This is a genomic window from Allobaculum sp. Allo2 (assembly GCF_022701175.1).
Lineage (GTDB): Bacteria > Bacillota_I > Bacilli_A > Erysipelotrichales > Erysipelotrichaceae > Allobaculum > Allobaculum fili.
This window is the reverse complement of sequence record NZ_CP078088.1, coordinates 1,122,106-1,139,925: the sequence shown is the minus strand read 5'-3', so window position 1 is coordinate 1,139,925 and position 17,820 is coordinate 1,122,106. Positions and strand designations below refer to the sequence as shown.

Annotated in this window: 23 protein-coding genes, 1 rRNA gene and 2 pseudogenes; 10 read left to right on the top strand and 16 right to left on the bottom strand. The window is 49.6% G+C overall.

The window, feature by feature from the left end; genetic code table 11:
* Positions 1–308: 308 nt before the first annotated feature.
* Both KWG61_RS06450 and KWG61_RS06445 read left to right on the top strand, forming a co-directional pair.
* The gene (locus KWG61_RS06450) at positions 309–1,037 is read left to right on the top strand and encodes a hemolysin III family protein (RefSeq protein ID WP_230266630.1); all 729 of its coding nucleotides are present in this window, start codon (positions 309–311) and stop codon (positions 1,035–1,037) included.
* Positions 1,038–1,192: 155 nt separating this feature from the next.
* Positions 1,193–1,894: an SseB family protein gene (locus tag KWG61_RS06445; RefSeq protein WP_242745292.1), complete on the top strand. Its 702-nt coding sequence runs from the start codon at positions 1,193–1,195 to the stop codon at positions 1,892–1,894.
* 115 nt (positions 1,895–2,009) lie between these two features.
* On the opposite strand, the gene KWG61_RS16110 is transcribed toward KWG61_RS06445, so the two are convergent.
* The 6 genes and pseudogenes from KWG61_RS16110 to pyrH all read right to left on the bottom strand — a co-directional run bounded on the left by KWG61_RS16110 (position 2,010) and on the right by pyrH (position 6,182).
* Positions 2,010–2,477 carry a site-2 protease family protein gene (locus tag KWG61_RS16110; protein ID WP_256460806.1) on the bottom strand — a complete coding sequence of 156 codons (468 nt, stop codon included), beginning with the start codon at positions 2,475–2,477 and terminating at the stop codon, positions 2,010–2,012.
* A gap of 2 nt (positions 2,478–2,479) precedes the next feature.
* Positions 2,480–3,211: a site-2 protease family protein gene (locus KWG61_RS16105; RefSeq protein WP_256460805.1), complete on the bottom strand. Its 732-nt coding sequence runs from the start codon at positions 3,209–3,211 to the stop codon at positions 2,480–2,482.
* A gap of 79 nt (positions 3,212–3,290) precedes the next feature.
* Positions 3,291–4,067 carry a phosphatidate cytidylyltransferase gene (locus KWG61_RS06435; RefSeq protein ID WP_230266627.1) on the bottom strand — a complete coding sequence of 259 codons (777 nt, stop codon included), beginning with the start codon at positions 4,065–4,067 and terminating at the stop codon, positions 3,291–3,293.
* Positions 4,057–4,759: pseudogene (uppS, locus tag KWG61_RS06430) on the bottom strand (polyprenyl diphosphate synthase). Before uppS ends, KWG61_RS06435 begins: the two are co-directional and overlap by 11 nt.
* 108 nt (positions 4,760–4,867) lie before the next feature.
* Positions 4,868–5,413, bottom strand: coding sequence for a ribosome recycling factor (gene frr / locus KWG61_RS06425; protein WP_230266625.1), 546 nt, complete (start codon positions 5,411–5,413; stop codon positions 4,868–4,870).
* A gap of 64 nt (positions 5,414–5,477) precedes the next feature.
* Positions 5,478–6,182, bottom strand: coding sequence for a UMP kinase (gene pyrH / locus KWG61_RS06420; RefSeq protein ID WP_230266624.1), 705 nt, complete (start codon positions 6,180–6,182; stop codon positions 5,478–5,480).
* A 400-nt stretch (positions 6,183–6,582) separates the two neighbouring features.
* Here pyrH and KWG61_RS06415 point away from each other — a divergent pair, with 400 nt between their 5' ends.
* The 7 genes from KWG61_RS06415 to KWG61_RS06390 all read left to right on the top strand — a co-directional run bounded on the left by KWG61_RS06415 (position 6,583) and on the right by KWG61_RS06390 (position 11,466).
* Positions 6,583–7,302, top strand: coding sequence for an ABC transporter ATP-binding protein (locus KWG61_RS06415; RefSeq protein WP_230266623.1), 720 nt, complete (start codon positions 6,583–6,585; stop codon positions 7,300–7,302).
* Positions 7,295–8,818 carry a hypothetical protein gene (locus KWG61_RS06410; protein WP_242745291.1) on the top strand — a complete coding sequence of 508 codons (1,524 nt, stop codon included), beginning with the start codon at positions 7,295–7,297 and terminating at the stop codon, positions 8,816–8,818. The genes KWG61_RS06415 and KWG61_RS06410 overlap by 8 nt, the downstream gene beginning before the upstream one ends.
* Entirely contained in the window at positions 8,772–8,918 is a 147-nt protein-coding gene (locus KWG61_RS06405) for a hypothetical protein (RefSeq protein ID WP_242745290.1), read from the top strand. The genes KWG61_RS06410 and KWG61_RS06405 overlap by 47 nt, the downstream gene beginning before the upstream one ends.
* 229 nt (positions 8,919–9,147) lie before the next feature.
* Positions 9,148–9,534 carry an IS66 family insertion sequence element accessory protein TnpB gene (gene tnpB, locus KWG61_RS06400; protein ID WP_230268547.1) on the top strand — a complete coding sequence of 129 codons (387 nt, stop codon included), beginning with the start codon at positions 9,148–9,150 and terminating at the stop codon, positions 9,532–9,534.
* A 92-nt stretch (positions 9,535–9,626) separates the two neighbouring features.
* Positions 9,627–10,070, top strand: a complete 444-nt coding sequence (locus KWG61_RS06395; protein ID WP_242743366.1) for a hypothetical protein — start codon at positions 9,627–9,629, stop codon at positions 10,068–10,070.
* 38 nt (positions 10,071–10,108) lie between these two features.
* A complete protein-coding gene (locus KWG61_RS16100) occupies positions 10,109–10,438 on the top strand; it encodes a transposase (RefSeq protein WP_256460690.1) in 330 nt (109 codons plus the stop codon).
* Between the two features lie 17 nt (positions 10,439–10,455).
* A complete protein-coding gene (locus KWG61_RS06390) occupies positions 10,456–11,466 on the top strand; it encodes a transposase (protein ID WP_242743364.1) in 1,011 nt (336 codons plus the stop codon).
* A gap of 114 nt (positions 11,467–11,580) precedes the next feature.
* On the opposite strand, the gene KWG61_RS06385 is transcribed toward KWG61_RS06390, so the two are convergent.
* The 7 genes and pseudogenes from KWG61_RS06385 to KWG61_RS06360 all read right to left on the bottom strand — a co-directional run bounded on the left by KWG61_RS06385 (position 11,581) and on the right by KWG61_RS06360 (position 14,984).
* Entirely contained in the window at positions 11,581–12,186 is a 606-nt protein-coding gene (locus tag KWG61_RS06385; protein WP_230268487.1) for a DapH/DapD/GlmU-related protein, read from the bottom strand.
* A 75-nt stretch (positions 12,187–12,261) separates the two neighbouring features.
* Positions 12,262–12,612 (bottom strand): flavodoxin, encoded by a 351-nt coding sequence (locus KWG61_RS06380; RefSeq protein WP_242745289.1) that lies wholly within the window; start codon positions 12,610–12,612, stop codon positions 12,262–12,264.
* Complete coding sequence (locus KWG61_RS06375) at positions 12,609–12,779, bottom strand: hypothetical protein (protein ID WP_242745288.1); 171 nt, start codon at positions 12,777–12,779, stop codon at positions 12,609–12,611. The genes KWG61_RS06380 and KWG61_RS06375 overlap by 4 nt, the downstream gene beginning before the upstream one ends.
* Positions 12,776–13,165, bottom strand: coding sequence for a MerR family transcriptional regulator (locus KWG61_RS06370; protein WP_230268485.1), 390 nt, complete (start codon positions 13,163–13,165; stop codon positions 12,776–12,778). The genes KWG61_RS06375 and KWG61_RS06370 overlap by 4 nt, the downstream gene beginning before the upstream one ends.
* Positions 13,166–13,341: 176 nt before the next feature.
* Positions 13,342–13,794, bottom strand: coding sequence for a methylated-DNA--[protein]-cysteine S-methyltransferase (locus KWG61_RS17185; RefSeq protein ID WP_367614271.1), 453 nt, complete (start codon positions 13,792–13,794; stop codon positions 13,342–13,344).
* A 26-nt stretch (positions 13,795–13,820) separates the two neighbouring features.
* A pseudogene (locus KWG61_RS17180) lies at positions 13,821–13,973 on the bottom strand (hypothetical protein); the annotation flags it as partial.
* 93 nt (positions 13,974–14,066) lie between these two features.
* Complete coding sequence (locus KWG61_RS06360; protein WP_230268484.1) at positions 14,067–14,984, bottom strand: AraC family transcriptional regulator; 918 nt, start codon at positions 14,982–14,984, stop codon at positions 14,067–14,069.
* Between the two features lie 108 nt (positions 14,985–15,092).
* Here KWG61_RS06360 and KWG61_RS06355 point away from each other — a divergent pair, with 108 nt between their 5' ends.
* Positions 15,093–16,277 carry a sugar MFS transporter gene (locus KWG61_RS06355; RefSeq protein WP_230268483.1) on the top strand — a complete coding sequence of 395 codons (1,185 nt, stop codon included), beginning with the start codon at positions 15,093–15,095 and terminating at the stop codon, positions 16,275–16,277.
* A 75-nt stretch (positions 16,278–16,352) separates the two neighbouring features.
* Here the strand turns inward: KWG61_RS06355 and KWG61_RS06350 are convergent, their stop codons facing one another.
* The 3 genes from KWG61_RS06350 to rrf form a co-directional block, all read right to left on the bottom strand.
* Positions 16,353–16,949, bottom strand: coding sequence for an HAD hydrolase family protein (locus KWG61_RS06350; RefSeq protein WP_256460804.1), 597 nt, complete (start codon positions 16,947–16,949; stop codon positions 16,353–16,355).
* Complete coding sequence (locus KWG61_RS16095; RefSeq protein ID WP_256460803.1) at positions 16,928–17,128, bottom strand: HAD hydrolase family protein; 201 nt, start codon at positions 17,126–17,128, stop codon at positions 16,928–16,930. The genes KWG61_RS06350 and KWG61_RS16095 overlap by 22 nt, the downstream gene beginning before the upstream one ends.
* A 536-nt stretch (positions 17,129–17,664) precedes the next feature.
* Positions 17,665–17,771: ribosomal RNA gene (rrf, locus tag KWG61_RS06345) — 5S ribosomal RNA — on the bottom strand.
* Between the last annotated feature and the right edge of the window lie 49 nt (positions 17,772–17,820).

Genomic DNA, 17,820 nt, shown 5'->3' with positions numbered 1-17,820 from the left:
CTGTCGTCTTATCCAGCGTGAAGACATCCGCTGGAGAAACGATGATCCACATATGATGATCCATATATATGGAACGAAAGACCGGAAGCGGGCAACCAGACGCCGCAAATCAAGAGGTACATGCTTCAGGCAGAAGAAGGGATCAAAGACACCCCTTCCAGTCTGTATTTCTGACGTTTTCCAAAGGACAGGTCTTACATCTGGTTTTAATATCTAGATTACAGTAGAATAAAAACTAGTTAGAGAGCCTCTGCAAACCCGGCTGCACCGGCCTGCACGCTTCTCCATTTTTCGAAAGGAGTTTCCGTATGGAATCTGTTCTTCATTCTTCTCTGCCCAATCCCAATCTTTCCGATCAGCCGGAAGAGCCAAACCATAAACCCAAAATGAGCCGCCGCCTGATGAAAGATACGTTTCATCTCAGCTTTGGCGAGGAAGTCGGCAACGCCGTCAGCCATGGCGTGATGATGTTTCTTCTCCTGTTTGCGATGCCCGTTCTTTCCGTCATCGCCTGGCAGAAAGCGGGCTGGCTGGGAACGGTCGGCATCGGCATTTACCTGATCTGCATGATCTTCATGTTTGGCGGAAGCTGTCTCTATCACATCATGCCCTACGATACGACCTGGAAAATGGTCTTTCGAAAACTGGATCACATCTCGATTTTGTTAGCGATCGCGGGGACGTATACGCCCATCTGTCTGGTTCTGCTTGGCGGTCCAGTCGGCTACGCCATTCTCGCACTGGAATGGATTCTGGCCATTGCAGGCATTCTTCTCAAAAGCATTTCCAAATACTCCCATCCGGCGATTTCCATGACGCTCTACATGTTAATGGGATGGATGGCGATCTTCGTTCTGCCACTGGTCTGGATGAAATGCGGTCCCGTCTTTGTGCTTCTGATTGCGGGTGGCGGCATTTTCTATACCATCGGCGCCTTCTTCTACGCCCGGAAGAAACCGTATGCCCATTTTGTCTGGCATCTGATGATTGCTGCGGCAGCAATTCTTCACCTTTGCGCCATTATGATTTATCTTTAATTGACAAATTCCTCCTCGTGTTCATGGAACAGATGACAGGTCCGGTTTTTGATGTCAAAATGAAGAAAATCTGACCGTTCTTGTGGGAACCGGTCTTAAGAAAGGTGATTTTATGGCTTTATCTACACTTCCTCTTGGACAGCTGATTACGAATTTTGTTCAGGACAAGAGCGAAAAACGCGAAGCTCCTTTACGAGGGCTTTCCCAAATCAAACTATTACATCATTCTGACCGAGGCCCCGAAGCCTGCCGATCTCAGCAATCCGGACTTTCTGGACACTGCCCCGCTCGACCTCATCGACTTTCAATCTTCCAAAGGCAGCATTGTGCCGGTGTTCACCGACAAGGACGAACTGGGAAAACAGAAACTTTCCCGTCACGCGATTCAGATCAGCTTCCAGGGACTGCTGAAGCTGCTGCGTGCGCATAAGGAAATCGGCTTCCTGCTCTTCAATCCGGAAGGCACGCCGATCACCTTTGATAAGGAAAGCTTCCTTGGCTCCTTCCAGGAAGCCAGAGTCAGCTCCCATGCCGGTACCATCGAAGCCGGTGTAGCCGTTTCCTTCTTTGAAGATGTCCATGAAGCAAAACCGGCAGCCGTTCTCTCTCTGGCCAAAACAGCCGCTTTAGATCCAGATATCGCCCGTCTCTGGCTGGTACGTACGCAGGAAGAAGGACAGCCTGAAGGCTGGGGCGTTGTCGCGGATATCGATTCCGGCGACCTTAACAAGACGATTCCCGTTGCTTCGGCTTTTCTGAGCGTTCAGAAAGCCGGTCCAATGCGCGCCTTTCTGGCCGATGACGAACTCGTTTCCAAAGTCGTGGAAACATTCAAACCCGTTTACATTCGTAAATAAACCTTCAAAGGGCGGCAGCAGATCGCAAAATCTGCTGCCGCCCTTTTGATATGGACAAATAATTCAGAAAGTTTTTCTAGCCTGAATTTGGCTGAGAATTGGTTTCCACTTCCTATTACAGGAAGAAGTTTACGATATCGTTCCAGGTGGCGAAGATGAGCAGTCCGAAGAGAAGAACATAGCTTCCCAGAATGGCCCATTCGAACGCCTTGCGCGGCATCTTTTTCCGGAAGAGCTTTTCAAACAGGAGGATGAAAATGCGTCCTCCATCCAGAGCGGGCAGCGGGAGCAGGTTGAAGATGCCGACGTTCAGGGAGATCAGCGCGCAAAGAGCGATATACGGCATCCAGCCGTAGCTGACAATCTGATCGGTCATTTTGTAAATGCCGACCGGACCGGAGAGAGATTCCGTTCCTTTGCCCTGCGTGAGATTGCCCAGCGAGCGGAAGATCAGCATGGTATTGTCCCAGAGTTCATCCCAGGCGTAGCCGATGCATTCCAGACCATGGACTTCTTTGAACGAAGCTGCCGCGGAAAAGCCAAGAAGATAGGAGCGGCTTTCTTCGTTTAACTGCGGTGTCATTTTCAGTTCCACTTCCTGATTGTCCCGCAATACGGTGTAGACGGATTCGCCGTGATTGTAGACGAGAAACTCCGTAACATCATCGAGTTCTTTTGGTTCAACTGTGCTGCCGTCTTCGGCCGTAATTTTGACGATGCGATCGCCTGGCTGCAGACCGCCTTCCTGCGCGGGGAGTTTTCAAAGACTTCCGCAACGACTGGCTCAGTCGGCATTGGAACATAACCGCGCGCGCCGATGAACACCGCCATAAGACAGAGAGCCAGAACGATGTTCATCGTCACACCGGCAAGAAGGACGATGACCTGCTGCCAGGCGGGACGATGATCGAGTTTCTGTTCAGGCGGAACTTTCGCGTTCCAGTCTTCCTCTTCATCCGCTTCTTTTTCTTTCGTCTTATCATCCGAAAGCACGGGGATTTCCTGTTTTAATTCATCGGATGCTTCGGAATAGTCTGCATCGACGACTTCCCTGGCATCGTCTTCGGCTTCTTCCGCCTCCGGGTATTCGCCCGTATCGGAAGCGATGCTCACATAGCCGCCCAGCGGAATGGCACGAATGGAAAAGATCGTATTTTTGCCTTTTCTCTGGTAAATGGCCGGACCCATGCCGATGGAAAATTCGTGACAGTGAATGCCAAAAGCTCTCGCTGCCAGAAAGTGGCCCAGCTCATGAATAATAACGATTAGCCCGAGCATGAAAATAAATGCCAGCAGGCTGATCAGGACATTGATCATATGGATTCCTTTCTAAAACGTGAATCGAAAAACGCGCCGATACGAAAGGTACAGGCGCGTTGATTATATCCAATAAATCTTAAAGAAAGCTGTAGAGAATCCCAAATAACAGGAAATTCATCAGCAGAGAATCGACCCGGTCGAGCACGCCGCCATGTCCTGGAAGCAGGGAGGAAAAATCCTTGATGCGATAGTGGCGCTTGAAAACCGAGAAGCAGAGATCGCCCAGTTCGGCGAAAACCGGAGCGAGAATGCAGACGGCAAGATTCAGGCCAAAATTAAGGCCCTTCACATAGAACAGGCTGACCAGGAAGGAAAGCAGAAAGCCAAACACCCAGCCGCCAAAGAGGCCTTCCCAGGTCTTCTTCGGAGAAACGCGCTCAATCATCTTATGCCTGCCAAAGAACCGGCCCGCAAAGTAGGCACCGGTATCGCTGCCGTACGTAGCCAGAACGACGGTCCACAAGTAGGACGGCTGATCCATGAAAAACTGCATGCAGAGATACGCCATTCCAAAAATGACGAGAAACGCGAGGGTTGCAAAACAGTTTGTTTCATCAAAGCTCTTCACAAAAACAGGGAGTGCCCAGATCAGCAGAATCATCGGCATGACGTAGGTATACAGAACGCGAGAGCCAAAATAGCCAATTGCCCAGGGTAGTCCCAAAACCCAGAGAATGGAAATTGCGGTTACGGGAATTCCCCATTTTTTATAGTTTTTCAGGCAATGGAGCCATTCATAGGCACCGGCGCCGACAATGAAGACGGCAAGAATCTGCAGAGCCGTTCCGCCAGCCAGAATGGGATAGAGAACGACCGCTATAATCGCAATAGCCGTCAGAATTCTAGTTTTCATCGACCAGTCCTCCAAAGCGGCGGCTGCGGTGCGCGAATTCTTTCAGGCATTCATCGAGTGCAGCTTCATCAAAATCCGGCCATGCGATCGGCGTAAAAATCATTTCCGCGTATGCGATCTGCCAGAGCAGGAAGTTCGAGATACGCACTTCCCCGCTCGTGCGAATCAGAAGATCGATATCTTCTGGAACGAAAAGATAGGAAGAAAATTCTTCTTCGCTCAGATCGTTTTTCCGTTCGCCTTCAGCGACTTCATCGGCATACTTCTGCATCCCAAGTAACATTTCGCGGCGGCTTCCGTAATCAATCGCCAGACAGAGTTCCATACCCTTGTTGTGGCTGGTCTGCCGTACGGCTTTTTCAATGACATCCCGGGTATTCTGGGGAAGCGTTCAATTTCTCCCGCAAACGTTACGCGAATGTCGTTGTCCATGAGTTCCTGAATGAATCTGGAGAAAAACATTCCCGGCAGCTTGCATAAATAGGAGACTTCATCTTCCGGTCTTTTCCAGTTTTCCGTGGAGAAGGCATACAGAATCAGTTTTTCGACACCGCGTCTCTGTGCTTCGAGCGCGATATCGCGTACCCGGTCCGCTCCTTTTTGTGACCGGCGGTTCTGGGCAGTCCGCGGGACTTAGCCCATCGCCCATTACCATCCATGATAATGGCGACCGTCTTTGGAATGTTTTCCATAGTTCGTTCCTCTTTTACATAATCGAAAAACAGTCACAGCCGGCAGTTTCCGGCTGTGCTGTTTCTTTAAAAAGCCCATAGCGGGCTTTTGAATGGGTTTCTAAATGTTTAGCCGAGCAGATCTTTTTCTTTAGCGTCTGCGAGCGTATCCACTTTCTTCACGTATTTGTCCGTGAGTTTCTGGCAGTCGTCGAGCCATTCCTTCTGGATATCTTCGGAAATTTCCTTGTCTTTCTTGATCTTGTCGTTGGCATCGCGGCGGATGTTGCGCAGATTGACTTTGGCCTGGTCTGCGTATTTCTTCGCTTCTTTCGCGAGTTCTTTACGACGATCGGTTGTCAGAGGCGGCACGTTGATGCGGATGCAGTCGGCTTCAGCCTGCGGGGTAACGCCAAGGTTGGCAGCGGAAATGGCATGGTTGATGCCTTTGACCATGGAACGGTCGTATGGCTTAACCACGAGCTGCGTTCCTTCGAGAACGGAGATTTTTGCCATCTGGTTGATCGGTGTCATTTCGCCGTAATAATCTACGCGAACGCGATCGAGCATGGACGCGGAAGCGCGGCCGGTACGGATGGTTTTGAGGTTATTTTCAAAGTTTTCAATGACTTCATCCATTTCCAGTTCAGCCATTTCAAGATACTGGTTTTCCATATTTTTCTCCTTATTACTTAGGCGGATCAGAACTTCTGATCCAGAGCGTTGGGCAAATGGGTCTCTAGCGGGTGATGGTTGTTCCGTCTACTTCGCCGAGAACCGCTTTTTCAATGTTGCCCGGTTCATTCATGTTGAAGACAACAAGATCAATGTCATTATCCATGCACATGGAAATGGCGGTCGAATCCATGACTTTCAGATCTTTGTTGAGCAGATCGAGATAGGTCAGATGATCGTAGCGTTTGGCGTCCGGGTTCTTTTTCGGGTCGCTGTCATAAACACCGTCCACACCGTTTTTCGCCATCAGAATGACATCGGCATCAATTTCGCTTGCGCGAAGAGCAGCCGTTGTATCGGTCGAGAAATACGGCGATCCGGTTCCGGCACCGAAAATAACGACACGGCCTTTTTCGAGATGACGCAGAGCACGGCGCAGGATGAATGGCTCAGCCACTTTCTGCATTTCGACTGCAGTCTGCACGCGGGTATCTACGCCTTCGTTTTCCAGCGCATTCTGGACAGCCAGCGCGTTGATGACCGTTCCCAGCATCCCCATATAATCGGCCTGCGCACGGTTCATTCCCATATCCTGAATCTGTTTGCCGCGGATGAAGTTTCCGCCTCCCACGACAATTGCGAGTTCGACGCCTGTTTCTTTAACAGCCTTGAGTTCCTTCGCCAGCGTTTTCAGAATCGCCGGGTCCAGGTTGATGTCTTTTGAGGACAGCGCTTCACCGCTCAATTTAAGCAAAACACGTTTATACATTGGTTTATCGGTCCTTTTCATTCCCGTACATTATACATGAGGCTTGGTCAAAAAAATAGAAACGGCCATTGCGTGCAGACCATTCCCGGCTCTCCTTTTCTTCGCAGGATTTTTCCTGTTTTCTGCTGGGAAAATGACACCGTTTCTTTCCAAACTCATCCTGTCTGAATCAGGAAATTTCATTGCACACAGGATTGATTAAAAATTCCCGATTCCTTTTCTAACATTTTTGAAAATCCGTTGATTACCTTTTCGGGCAATTCAATAATGGAAACAGTTTTCGTCTGCCCTCGTTCTGGTCAGAGAGCGGCCAGAATCCAGAAGAAGCAGCCGAAAACCGGTATCCGGAATTTCCGGACCGATTTTCCCTTTGCTTTTCAGGGAAAGAAAGGAAATCCTTATGATTCAGCTTTGCGATGTAACAAAGACCTTTGGCAATAAAACCGCTGTGGATCACTGCACCGCAGAAATTCCCGCCGGATCGATCACGGGCTTTATCGGTCCAAACGGCGCGGGCAAAACAACCACCCTCAACATGATCACCGGAATTCTCCATTCCGATGAAGGTACCATTCTCATCGACGGAATCGACATTTCCAAAGAGCCAGAAGAGGCTAAGAAGAAACTGTCGTTCGTTCCCGATTCCCCTGACCTCTTCTTGCGGCTCAGCGGTATGGAATATATCGAAATGATGGCCGCCATTTACGAAGTGGATCCGGAAACAGCGAAAAAGCGAACCGAAGAGCTCGCCGCCGAATTTGAAATGACGGACGCGCTCTCGCAGAAAATTGCCTCCTATTCCCACGGCATGCGTCAGAAAACCATTCTGATCGGCGCTCTCGTCTCCAATCCGGACAACTGGATTCTCGACGAACCGATGACCGGTCTGGATCCGACATCTTCCTTTTTGTTAAAGAAGAAAATGAAAGAACATGCCGCAAACGGAAATACGGTCCTGTTCTCTACCCACGTTCTGGAAGTCGCAGAAAAACTGTGTGACAAAATTCTGATGATCAAGAGCGGTCAGATCGTGTATGACGGAACGCTCGGGGCGCTCCGCGATCTGTATCCGGATCGTTCGCTGGAAGAAATCTTCCTGGAGGTTACCGCCGATGCATAAGATGCTGGTGCTGACGAAATATCTGCTCAAAGGTACCTTCTCTTCCACAAAGAACAATTTCTTCGGCAAAAAATTTCTGACCGGGCTTGGCGCAGCTGTTCTGATGGTGCTGCTTGCACTTGGTATAGCTGTGCAGTTTGGCGTGATCTATCAGATGGGTTTTGTGAAGATGGCCGTTCAGATGACATTCTTCTTTACCGCCATCCTCTGTATGGTCCAGCTGCTCTACATGTTTCCTTCCATCTTCTACTTTTCGCAGGATGCGCGTTTTCTCCTTCCGCTTCCGCTGAAACCCTGGCAGATTGTCGGAGCGAAAACGATCGTTGTCTTCCTGTCTGTCCTTCCTTTCGCCGTCGTGATCGGTCTTGGAAGCATTGGGGCAGCTGCCTTCCTGCACGCGCTGTCGATTGGACAGATTCTGGCCATGGCCCTGTCCATGGTTCTGAGTCTGCTTTCTATGGTCTTTATCATGGGACTGATTATCCTGCTTGTGATGCGGTTCCTTCCGTTCTTTCACAATAAGGATGTATTCAATCTGATCTTCGGTGCAGTCAGCATCATCTTTGCGATCGCCATCAGCATGTCTTCCATGTATGCCGGTCAGATCGGTGCACAGACCGATAACGTTATGGCGATTCTCACGAACAATCCGGAAATGTTTTCCATGGGAAGCAACATCATCTTTCAGACAAACTGGTCGGTTTCCTTCATTCTTGACGGATCCTTCCTCTCGCTGCTCTGGCTGCTTCTTTGCACCGTCATCAGCGCGCTGGCTTTCGCCTGGTGCGCTGATCGGTTCTATCTGCCCGCCGTCATGAGCTCGCAGGCTTCATCCTCTTCCGTTCAGAAAAAGAAAGCCGTCTTTTCGAGAAAGAAGCAGACCGCATTTCGTCAGCTGCTCAAAACCGATCTGAAAAATCTTCTGCGCTCGCCGACCTATCTGATCAACTGCGTCTTTTCTTCCTTCCTTGGTCCGATCATTATTCTGATCGTGATTCTGAACAATCCGTCGATTGCAGAACTGATGGATATGGCGAAGCAGGTAAATATCGCTTCTCTCGACCTGTCCATGCAGATTGGCCTGCCGATTCTGGCCGCTTCGGTTCTTGTTCTCTTCAGCGGAGACATGAACATGATTGCCGCCACGGCGATTACCCGGGAAGGGCAGCGCGGCGTGGACTGGATGAAAAGCATTCCGGTACCCTTCCTGACCCAGATTCATGTCAAACTGGTGACCGCCCTATCTGTTTACCTTCTTTCCAACGCTCCTTTATCTCGTTTTGATTCACTACATGATCAGCATCCCCTTCTGGATGGACATTCTGTTCATTCTGACCTCGGCTCTGGTTTCCATTCCTGCCTGCCAGTCGGGTGCGATTGTAGACCTTCTCTTTCCCAGACTGAACTGGAGTACCGAATACGAAGCGCTCAAAAACAACTGGTCGGCTGCCGGCCTCATTATGGCGAACATGATTCTGTCCATTGCCTATGTCGCACTCATCCTTCTCTGCTTTGAATTTTTATGGGTTCCGACACTCCTCACAGTCATTGGCATCATTGTGCTGATCTTCCTGTATGAAGCCTGGATGAAACGCATCATTCAGAAGAAATACTAGAATTCTACGATTTGCGGGCTGTTCAAAAGCTCCGGACCCCCGCTTTGGTCAATTTGACCAGACTGCAGACGAAAAGCGCAGTTCTTCCCTTTTTCCGTGGAAGAGCTGCGCTTTTTCATTCCAATTTGAACTTATTCTGTGTTCGTTTTCCCTGTAAGCGTCAAATAAAAGACGGGTATTTTCTCGACCGCCTCCTTGGGATAATTCCTTTATTCAAGGAGGCTTTTTCATGGAATCAATCATCCCTGCAATCGATCTCGGTATCGATTTCTCCAAAGTTAAAAACATCTATCTGGCTCAGATGCCTGCTGACCTTCGCAAAGGAATTGACGGTTACGTCTCCCTGGTTCAAGGACCTCTCGCTCTGGATCCGCTGGATGGATCCCTCTTTCTCTTCGTTAATCGACAGAAGAACAAGATCAAAGGTATCCTTCGTGACGGAAATGGATTCTGGCTTGTTTATAAGCGACTCTCCAGATCTTCCCTTCAGTGGCCTGTCAGCACTGACCAGTCCGACTTCATGCGAATTGACTGTTCGCAGCTGGCTTCTCTGCTTTCCGGTCTGTCGATTGTTCCCCAGCCGGCATTTCTGCCACGAACTTATAAGTATGTTTAAACCAATTTAAAAGGATGATTTTCTTGAAGGAATATCAAGATAAATCATCCCATTTACTTTATCTATCGCTCTAAATATGTTAAAATTAATACATGAATGTGCCGAACCCTTACCAGACAATCCGCAACGAGCTCCTCGAAGATCTTCATCATCAGATCAGCACCATGACGGAAGAAGAGAAAGACAAATTTATTGAGGATATGTACCTGGATCTCTATTTCGCTAAAGAAATCAATAAAGCCGTGAAAAGCGGCCGCTTTGGTCCTTCTACGGAAAAGATGGTTCCCTTGAAACTGGATTACTCTGAAAACGAGGACGGCGGCCCAGATATCAATATTCTGAATAAACAGCTGGCTCAGCTTGATCTGAAAGCCGATGATTGTTTTAACCGGGCTGCGAAATATCAGGAAGAGGGAGACCGCTATCGTAAAGAAGCTGAAGATTTAAAGCTCAGTTCTGTTGAAGGAAGCAAGAAAAACCTTCCACCAAGTGCAGAAAGCAGGAAGCGGTCAAAGAAACCACTACCTTCAGTGTAGAAGGGGAAAAGCGCATTTGCCCAGTTTGCGGCTGTGAGATGAAAACTGTTGGAATGAAACGTCACTATAGGATTCATCGGATTCCCGCTCGCTATAGGCTGGAAGAAGTGCTGCGTGAGACAGTCGCGTGCCCAAACAAGTGTACGGATGAAAACGGGAAAGCCATCATCCGCACCGCCGAACCTGACGAGCCTGCACTGATCGACAAGAGTGTCGCAACTTCCTCTATGGTCGCGGGAATTGCCTACGATAAGTTCGTAATGGGAACCCCGGCCTATCGTCAGGAAAAGCACCTGAGTCTCACGGGACTGCCGATCAGCCGTCAGACCATGGGCAACATCCTGGAAAAACTTACGATCTTTATCTGAAGCCCCTCGTAAAACAAATGATTGAGGATCTCCCAAACTGTAACGTCGTCCATATGGATGAGACGGTTTTAAAGTGCACGGAGGTTAAAGATCGAAAACAGTCTTCTATGGTTGTCGCCGTCAGCGGAATCTATGAAGAGAACCAGATGGCTGTCTATAAGTTTTTCCCTTACAAGAAACAGGAGTTCGTAATCGCCCTCCTTGGCGGTTCTTTTCGTCATGCCCTTATGACAGACGGGCTTTATGCATATGCCAACTACTATGGCCCCTGCAGAAAGCTCAACTGTATGGCCCATGCGAGAAGAAAGATCTTCGAAGCCATCAAAGTCCGGTCAGACTTCGCGCAGTATCAGGCAGACGTCCTGAAGTGGGAAAAGACCACACTGGAGAACGACGAAGAGGCCGCAGAAGCGGCAGCCCAGCTGGACGAAACAGAGAGACCCGAACCAAGTCCGGGTCTCCAGATTCTGCTCACAGCCCTGTCTCTGTTCGGGAAGCTCTACCACATCGAATCCCACGTTGCTTCTTACTCGCACGAGGCGAGAACCGAAGTTCGGCAGGAACTTTCAAAGCCCTGCTTTGAAAGACTCACAAGAGTCATGATGGAGATTCAGAGTGGATTCGAGGAAAGAAGCACCGCCTACAGAGCAGCCAAGTACTTCATGGATCGAGCGAACTCGTTGGGAAGGTACCTGGAAGACGGTGATTATCCGATCGACAATAATGTGGCAGAAAGAGCCGTAAAGCCATTCGTGATCAATCGCAAAAACTTCCAGACTACGAAGAGTATCAAAGGTGCGGAAGTCGTCGCAGCGTTTATGACTTTGTTTCGATCGGCTGAAATGAACGACTTAAATCCAGAGCGCTACATGGAGTACGTTCTGGATGAACTCAAATGGTTCAAAGACGATGAAATCGCGGTAGATGTATTGAAGTCACTTCTGCCGTATTCAAAGGATTTACCTGAATATCTTCGAATTGGATACCGTGGACCGGATCCGAAGTATGAAGAAAACGATGAAGAATAAAAAATACGCCAAGCGGGATCTCGAAAGGGATCCCGTTTAGCGTATCTAATATTCAGTCTCGCGTATACCCGTCGATTGTTTGACACTTACTTTTCCCTGCTGCCATTTTTCGGCTTATTCTTTCTGCTCGGCTGGATGGAGCATACGAATGACTTTGGCAGGAACGCCGGCGGCTACCGCATAGTCAGGAATTTCGTGCGTAACTACGGCGCCGGCACCGACTACCGCGTACTTGCCAATCGTTACCCCGGGACAAATGGTCACGTTCATACCGATCCAGGCGTTCTTGTGAATGGTTACATTGCCATAGGTATAGATCGTATGGCGTTCATTCATGTCATGATTGATTGTTGCAATCCGAACGCCGGGGGCCACCATGACGCCGTCTTCAAATTCAATGCCGCCGGAAGCGGAAAGAATTGCGGAATGGTTGATGAAAACGCCTTTTCCAAACTTCACACGATTTCCAAAATCGCACTGAAACGGAGTCAGGACACGGATGGTGTCGAGATCGGAATGAAACAGCTCGCGCAGATCGTCCATATACGTCGGATCATCGGGAAGTTTTCGGTTGGCTTTTGCGCAGAGCGTTCGGGAACGCATCATTTCATCCACCGCCGGGCGGAAATATGGCTTTCGATTATCCGTTGGACCGCCCTGATCCATCAGCGCGTATACATCTTCTTCGGCTTCTGCTTTTACAGCGTTTTTATTTTCCATCGTCTCGTTCCTCCATCCTTTCGGTTTTCTGTTTTGATATTCTCTCAGGCTGTTTTCTGCCAGTTTCTTCTGTTTTTATTTGGTCGAGCTGACTTTGACCCCGTGATCGATCTGGGCTTTCGAGCGATCGACATAGCTGGCGTGAATTGCGAGCCCCTGCGTGATGATGGCGCCTTTGGCTTCTTTGGCCAGATCCGCCGGCACGCGTCCAAGTCCGCTGCCTTCGTGGGTGGTGAAAGGATGAATGATCTTGCCGTTCCAGTCATAGGCGTCGATAAAGGTGAAAACGGCCATCGGCATGGTGTCCCAGTAAATTGGGAAGCCAAGCCAGATCTCATCGTATTCATCCAGGCTGGCTGGAAGGTTTTCTATCTTTGGACGGCAATGTGCATTCGAGTCGTCCTGCGCCTGCTGAATGTAAGTCATGTACGTATCCGAATACGGATCGCTCTGTCGGATTTCAAAAGATCCGCTCCGGTGAGCTTTGCGATTTCCTTCGCAGCTTTTTCCGTATTGCCTTCGGTGATGGTACGGATATCCCCGCCAAAATAGTTTTCTCCTGTGCGGGAATAGTAAGCGACTAAACTTTTCATAAATCCTCCTTTTTCTCCCAGTTCAGAACGCCTGTGATCTGCGCTTCCTTGTAGCGTTCGATTTTCCATGAAAGGCGCTGAATCATCTGATCGATCCGGGCTTTCTGCTCTTCCAGCTCGAGCCGCTGTTCCTGAAGCAGTTCGAGACGATCCGGAATGGTCTGATCGCCTTCCATATAAAGCGTCACGTATTCCACGATCGATTTGACCGGCAGACCGACCCGGCGCATGCATTTGACGAGTTCGACCCAGCGAAGATCTTCTTCCTGATAGTCCCGCTTGCCGCCCTCGGTGCGGGTCACCGGCGGGATCATGCCGATCTGTTCGTAGGAGCGCAGGGTGTCCTGACTGATGTCATAGAGTTTGCTGACTTCTGCAATGTTCATGAGCACGTTATACAACCTCGAGTTCACTCCAGATCAAGCTGCATACTCATTGAAATGGCGGATTTTTCCCGAATTCCGACCTTTTTCTGTGCAGATTCAGTTCATTCATCCTTGCGGCATCTGTTCTGCACTTATGGCTGCTCTGGCATGGGTTGAAAACGCAAAAAGGCTCGTTCTCATAAAGGGAACGAACCCGTATTGGAGTCCAGACTGTGTTTTGGAAGTTTGAAAGCCAGTTCCATCTGGATCGGTTTAAAGCAGTTATTTTTCTTCGGTGTTTTCATTGTTCGGGGATGCGATTTTTCCGCTTTTTCCCGCTCAAGCAAAGCCCGTTTTCGGTCTACACCGCCCGCATAGCCGGTCAGCAATCCATTGGAGCCCAGAACGCGATGACAGGGAATCATAAGCGAGATCGGATTGGAGCCGACCGCCTGACCAACCGCCTGCGCCGACATTCTGGACATACCGCGCTTTGCGGCGATCGTTCTGGCGATATCGCCGTACGTCGTCGTCTCACCAAGCGGAATGGCTTTAAGAATGGCCCAGACTTCCTGCTGAAACAGAGTGCCCTGCGTCGAGAGTTCCGGCCGAAAATCCGGGTTTTCCCCGCAAAGTAGAGATCCAGCCATTTTCTGGCCTGTTCAAATACCGGCAGATCCTCATCTGAATCATTTGCGCTGTTTTTCTCGGAATCCGCTTTGATTTTTTCCGCTTCTCTCTGGCCTTCAAACCAGATACCGGTGATCGCGTTTCCGTCGGATTCGATCGTGATCTCTCCAAGCGGCGACTCGTAATACGTGATAACCATCTGTTCCATTTTCGTCTTCCTCCTTAACGACAATCCTGGCGACTGGATCGAAAACAAATCTTCAAAATGCCTGCTCCAGTTCAAATCGCTGGTTTAAAGGCTTTCCTTCGGCATCGGGCCATACCGTTTTCTATATTCCCCTGGCGTACAGCCGTTTCGTTCTCGAAAGACGCGAGCGAAATAACTCATCTCCAGAAACCCGCACTGCGCAGCAATGTCCGAAATACGTCCATCCGTCTGTACGAGCAGGGATACTGCTTTTTGCAGGCGCAGTTCGCGGATATAGCGAATGGGCGTACTGCCGATCATACGGTTAAAGCAGCGCAGACATTCGTTTTCGCTCAGATGTGCACTCCTGGCAATATCTGCCAGCGAAAGCGGCTGATCCAGATGGTCCTGTATGTACTGAAGCATGATTTTGATCAGCTCGCCATCCCGTCTGGCTTTGCGCGATGGCTTCTGCTCCATCAGCTGTCTGGATTTTCCGAGTGTAAAGAGCAGATGAGAAAGACGATCCCGTACCCGAAACTCGTAGCCGTCTTCTTCCTTTACGCAAAGCTGCCACGCGCTTTCGATATCCTCGCAGGCCTCGTTACCCCATGATACGCAGGGATCCAGACGGATCATGGAAATGGAGGAATCACTCAGAAGCGGCTCCAGATATTTTTGCCAGAAAATACTGTCGAGACTTCCGCCGACTAAACGCGGATGAAACACCAGAGAATGAATACGGCAGACTTCACCTGAGGCCGGCCACACGCCATGCAGCGCACCCGTCTGAATAAAGACGCCTTCTCCCGCATGGAGCAGACAGTCTTCTCCGTTGGCCGCCACACGCACCGTTCCGCTTTCGACGACAAGAACTTCGAGTTCTTCATGCCAGTGCCATGCCACTTCCCTTTCGCTGATGTTGTCGTGATAGCAGGCGATCGGAAACAAAGGCGTTCCATGTTCAATCTGCTCTCTTCCCTGTCGGTCAACCTGAATCGTCTTGCATGCGTTTAAAGCCATCCGTTTTCTCCTTTGGGTGATATTCTCCTGAAAACCTGTCGATTTTATCCTAACATTGGGTATCAATTCAGTGATATTTTCTTAGCAGAAATCAAGGAGGAACAATTCATGGTTCATCTGCTTCTCGCTGTGATCTACCTTTCGTTTATCAGTCTGGGCCTTCCAGACTCGCTTTTAGGCTCTGCATGGCCGTCCATGTATCCGAGTTTTGGAGTGCCGCTTTCCTGGTCGGGGATCATTTTCTTCATCATTTCCGCTGGTACGGTGATCTCCAGCCTTTCGAGCGATCGGCTCACCCGTAAATTTGGCGCTGGAAAAGTGACCGTCTGCAGCGTCGCTATGACCGCTATCGCCCTGTTTGGCTTTTCCATCAGCTCTTCATTCTGGATGCTCTGCCTGTGGGCCATTCCCTACGGTCTTGGCGCGGGCAGTGTCGATGCCGCTTTGAACAACTACGTGGCTCTGCATTTCGCCAGCCGGCACATGAGCTGGCTTCACTGCATGTGGGGTGTCGGCGCTTCCATCGGTCCATACATCATGGGCTTCGCACTTACTCAAGCACACAGCTGGAGTCTTGGCTATCGTCTCATCAGCATCATCCAGATTGTTATTACCGCCATTATTTTTCTCAGTCTTCCCCTCTGGAAAGACAGACCGGTCCATTCCGATGATTCCGATACAGAACCATCCAAACCGCTGAGCCTGAAAGCCATAATCACTCTTCCCGGTGTTAAAGCCGTCATGATTACGTTTTTCTGCTATTGCGCGCTCGAGCAGACAGCCGGACTCTGGGCGAGCAGCTATCTTGTTGTTGCCAAGGGAATCGCAGCCGATACCGCAGCCAGCTTTGCGAGTCTGTTTTTCATCGGCATTACGGTCGGCCGTGCGCTAGGCGGTTTTCTTACCCTGAAAATGAACGATGCGCAAATGGTCCGTTTCGGTCAGGGTATCATCGTGATTGGCGGTGCCGCTCTGCTTCTCCCTTTAGATGAAACGGCTGCGCTTGTCGGCCTTGTTCTGATCGGACTTGGCTGCGCGCCGATTTATCCAAGCATCATTCATTCCACCCCGGATCATTTCGGCGCGGATCGCTCACAGGCGATCATCGGTGTGGAAATGGCCAGTGCCTATATCGGCAGCTGCGTCATGCCGCCGCTGTTTGGCTTTCTTTCCCGCTTCTTATCGATTTCCATTTTCCCGATCTATCTTCTGGCGATTCTGCTGCTTATGACCGGCATGCATGAACGGCTTCAGAAGCAGACACGCAAGCCCGCCGTTCAAAAAGCGAAATAAAACCGGACAGTCGAATCTGTCCGGCAGTATGTTTTGTGAGGTCTGGTAATGCTTATAAATGTTCTGTGAAAATGGTCAGTCAATCAGACCGAAGTGAAGCGCGGCTTTCTGAATCCCGTCGTGTTCTACATCCTCTGTAACGTAGTCGGCATTTTCCTTAATGATCGCTTTGGCATTGCCCATGGCAACGCCGATACCCGCATGCTGGAGCATTTCGAGATCGTTTTCTCCATCGCCAAACGCGATGGTTTCTTCAGGTCGAATAGTGTGGAACTTCAGAAATTCTTCGATGCCCGCCTGCTTGCTGCCGCCTTTTCGAAGTAGATCGACCGCCTGATCGCACCAGCGCGTAATCGTGAATTCCGGAAGAAGAGCATGGAGCTCTTCTTCTTTTTCTTTGGGAATATAGCCAATCGCCGAATATACAGGATTTCCCGACCAGGAATCCACCGGCGGCAGCGGCGTGGAAACAGCCTTGTTGGCTGCTCTGACCTGATCGTCGATTTTATTGATATACAGACGGTCTTTTTCAATCAGCAGAACCGGAATGTCTTTCTCGTTGAAAAGTTTCAGAAGATGATTTCTGGCGGAATCTTCGAGCGGATGGGCGCTCAGAATTTCCTGATTCTGATCGAGAACAAGCTGACCATTCAGCGCAATGTAGCCATCCATTCGAATCCCCGGGTAGGCAGACGATTGAACTCCATGATGGAACGGCCGGTTGCAGCTACACAGAGAATTCCCTTTTTCTGCATCTGTTCAATCGTATCGAGTGCGCTCTGGGGCACTGCCTTCAGTTTGTGGGAAAGCAAAGTCCCGTCAATATCGAAAAACGCTGCTTTAATCTGCATATCCGCTCCTCCTGTTCCTTTCGGCTTTTTCAAGAAATATCGTTTTTTGCACTTCCATTTTAATGCGCAAAATGACTTGCGTTCGAAAGAAGACTGCCCGACTGGACGCAACCGCTTTACAGGCCATTGAAAGACACATCCCGCAAAGCCTGGCCAAATCTTCTGGCTTCTTCGCGGGACGTTTTTTGAAAGGGTCTTTGGGTTGTGTGCGGGGCAGATTATGAGAATAGAAAAGCGGATATTCCATTTTGGCAACGTGTTAAACGATCTTGCGTTTTGTTGGATAATCTTGCCTTTGAACAAAACCGACTCTTCTTTCGCCGCCGACTATGCTCTGTCGGCTCCTGGTCTTCAGAAAGAAAGGCCAGTTAGAAAAACGTTCGAAAAATTCGGAATGTACAAACTGGATTTGGATTCCAGTCCGGAAAACGAACCGGATTTTCAGACGGGCCTGTATTAGGATCAAATCTTTCGATCCTAAGAAAAATCCCCGAAAGATATCGGATTTCTCCTTTATCTCTCGGGGATTTCGTTTTGTTCGGCGACTACTTATCTTTGCCTTGCGGCTATTGTCAGCGCAAGATGGCTTAGCTTCCATGTTCGGGATGTAAATGGGCGTATCCCATCCGCTATCGTCACCGTACTTTTAAAGTTTATCAAATGGATCTTCCAAAAACAAACATCAGTCTTCC

Bases quoted from the DNA above. Each gene is read 5' to 3' on its own strand.
- KWG61_RS06450 (WP_230266630.1), top strand. From the start codon at position 309: ATGGAATCTGTTCTTCATTCTTCTCTGCCCAATCCCAATCTTTCCGAT.
- KWG61_RS16110 (WP_256460806.1), bottom strand. From the start codon at position 2,477: ATGACACCGCAGTTAAACGAAGAAAGCCGCTCCTATCTTCTTGGCTTT.
- KWG61_RS16105 (WP_256460805.1), bottom strand. From the start codon at position 3,211: ATGATCAATGTCCTGATCAGCCTGCTGGCATTTATTTTCATGCTCGGG.
- KWG61_RS06435 (WP_230266627.1), bottom strand. From the start codon at position 4,067: ATGAAAACTAGAATTCTGACGGCTATTGCGATTATAGCGGTCGTTCTC.
- frr (WP_230266625.1), bottom strand. From the start codon at position 5,413: ATGGAAAACCAGTATCTTGAAATGGCTGAACTGGAAATGGATGAAGTC.
- pyrH (WP_230266624.1), bottom strand. From the start codon at position 6,182: ATGTATAAACGTGTTTTGCTTAAATTGAGCGGTGAAGCGCTGTCCTCA.
- KWG61_RS06415 (WP_230266623.1), top strand. From the start codon at position 6,583: ATGATTCAGCTTTGCGATGTAACAAAGACCTTTGGCAATAAAACCGCT.
- KWG61_RS06410 (WP_242745291.1), top strand. From the start codon at position 7,295: ATGCATAAGATGCTGGTGCTGACGAAATATCTGCTCAAAGGTACCTTC.
- KWG61_RS06405 (WP_242745290.1), top strand. From the start codon at position 8,772: ATGATTCTGTCCATTGCCTATGTCGCACTCATCCTTCTCTGCTTTGAA.
- tnpB (WP_230268547.1), top strand. From the start codon at position 9,148: ATGGAATCAATCATCCCTGCAATCGATCTCGGTATCGATTTCTCCAAA.
- KWG61_RS06395 (WP_242743366.1), top strand. From the start codon at position 9,627: ATGAATGTGCCGAACCCTTACCAGACAATCCGCAACGAGCTCCTCGAA.
- KWG61_RS16100 (WP_256460690.1), top strand. From the start codon at position 10,109: ATGAAAACTGTTGGAATGAAACGTCACTATAGGATTCATCGGATTCCC.
- KWG61_RS06390 (WP_242743364.1), top strand. From the start codon at position 10,456: ATGATTGAGGATCTCCCAAACTGTAACGTCGTCCATATGGATGAGACG.
- KWG61_RS06385 (WP_230268487.1), bottom strand. From the start codon at position 12,186: ATGGAAAATAAAAACGCTGTAAAAGCAGAAGCCGAAGAAGATGTATAC.
- KWG61_RS06380 (WP_242745289.1), bottom strand. From the start codon at position 12,612: ATGACTTACATTCAGCAGGCGCAGGACGACTCGAATGCACATTGCCGT.
- KWG61_RS06375 (WP_242745288.1), bottom strand. From the start codon at position 12,779: ATGAAAAGTTTAGTCGCTTACTATTCCCGCACAGGAGAAAACTATTTT.
- KWG61_RS06370 (WP_230268485.1), bottom strand. From the start codon at position 13,165: ATGAACATTGCAGAAGTCAGCAAACTCTATGACATCAGTCAGGACACC.
- KWG61_RS17185 (WP_367614271.1), bottom strand. From the start codon at position 13,794: ATGGCTGGATCTCTACTTTGCGGGGAAAACCCGGATTTTCGGCCGGAA.
- KWG61_RS06360 (WP_230268484.1), bottom strand. From the start codon at position 14,984: ATGGCTTTAAACGCATGCAAGACGATTCAGGTTGACCGACAGGGAAGA.
- KWG61_RS06355 (WP_230268483.1), top strand. From the start codon at position 15,093: ATGGTTCATCTGCTTCTCGCTGTGATCTACCTTTCGTTTATCAGTCTG.
- KWG61_RS06350 (WP_256460804.1), bottom strand. From the start codon at position 16,949: ATGGATGGCTACATTGCGCTGAATGGTCAGCTTGTTCTCGATCAGAAT.
- KWG61_RS16095 (WP_256460803.1), bottom strand. From the start codon at position 17,128: ATGCAGATTAAAGCAGCGTTTTTCGATATTGACGGGACTTTGCTTTCC.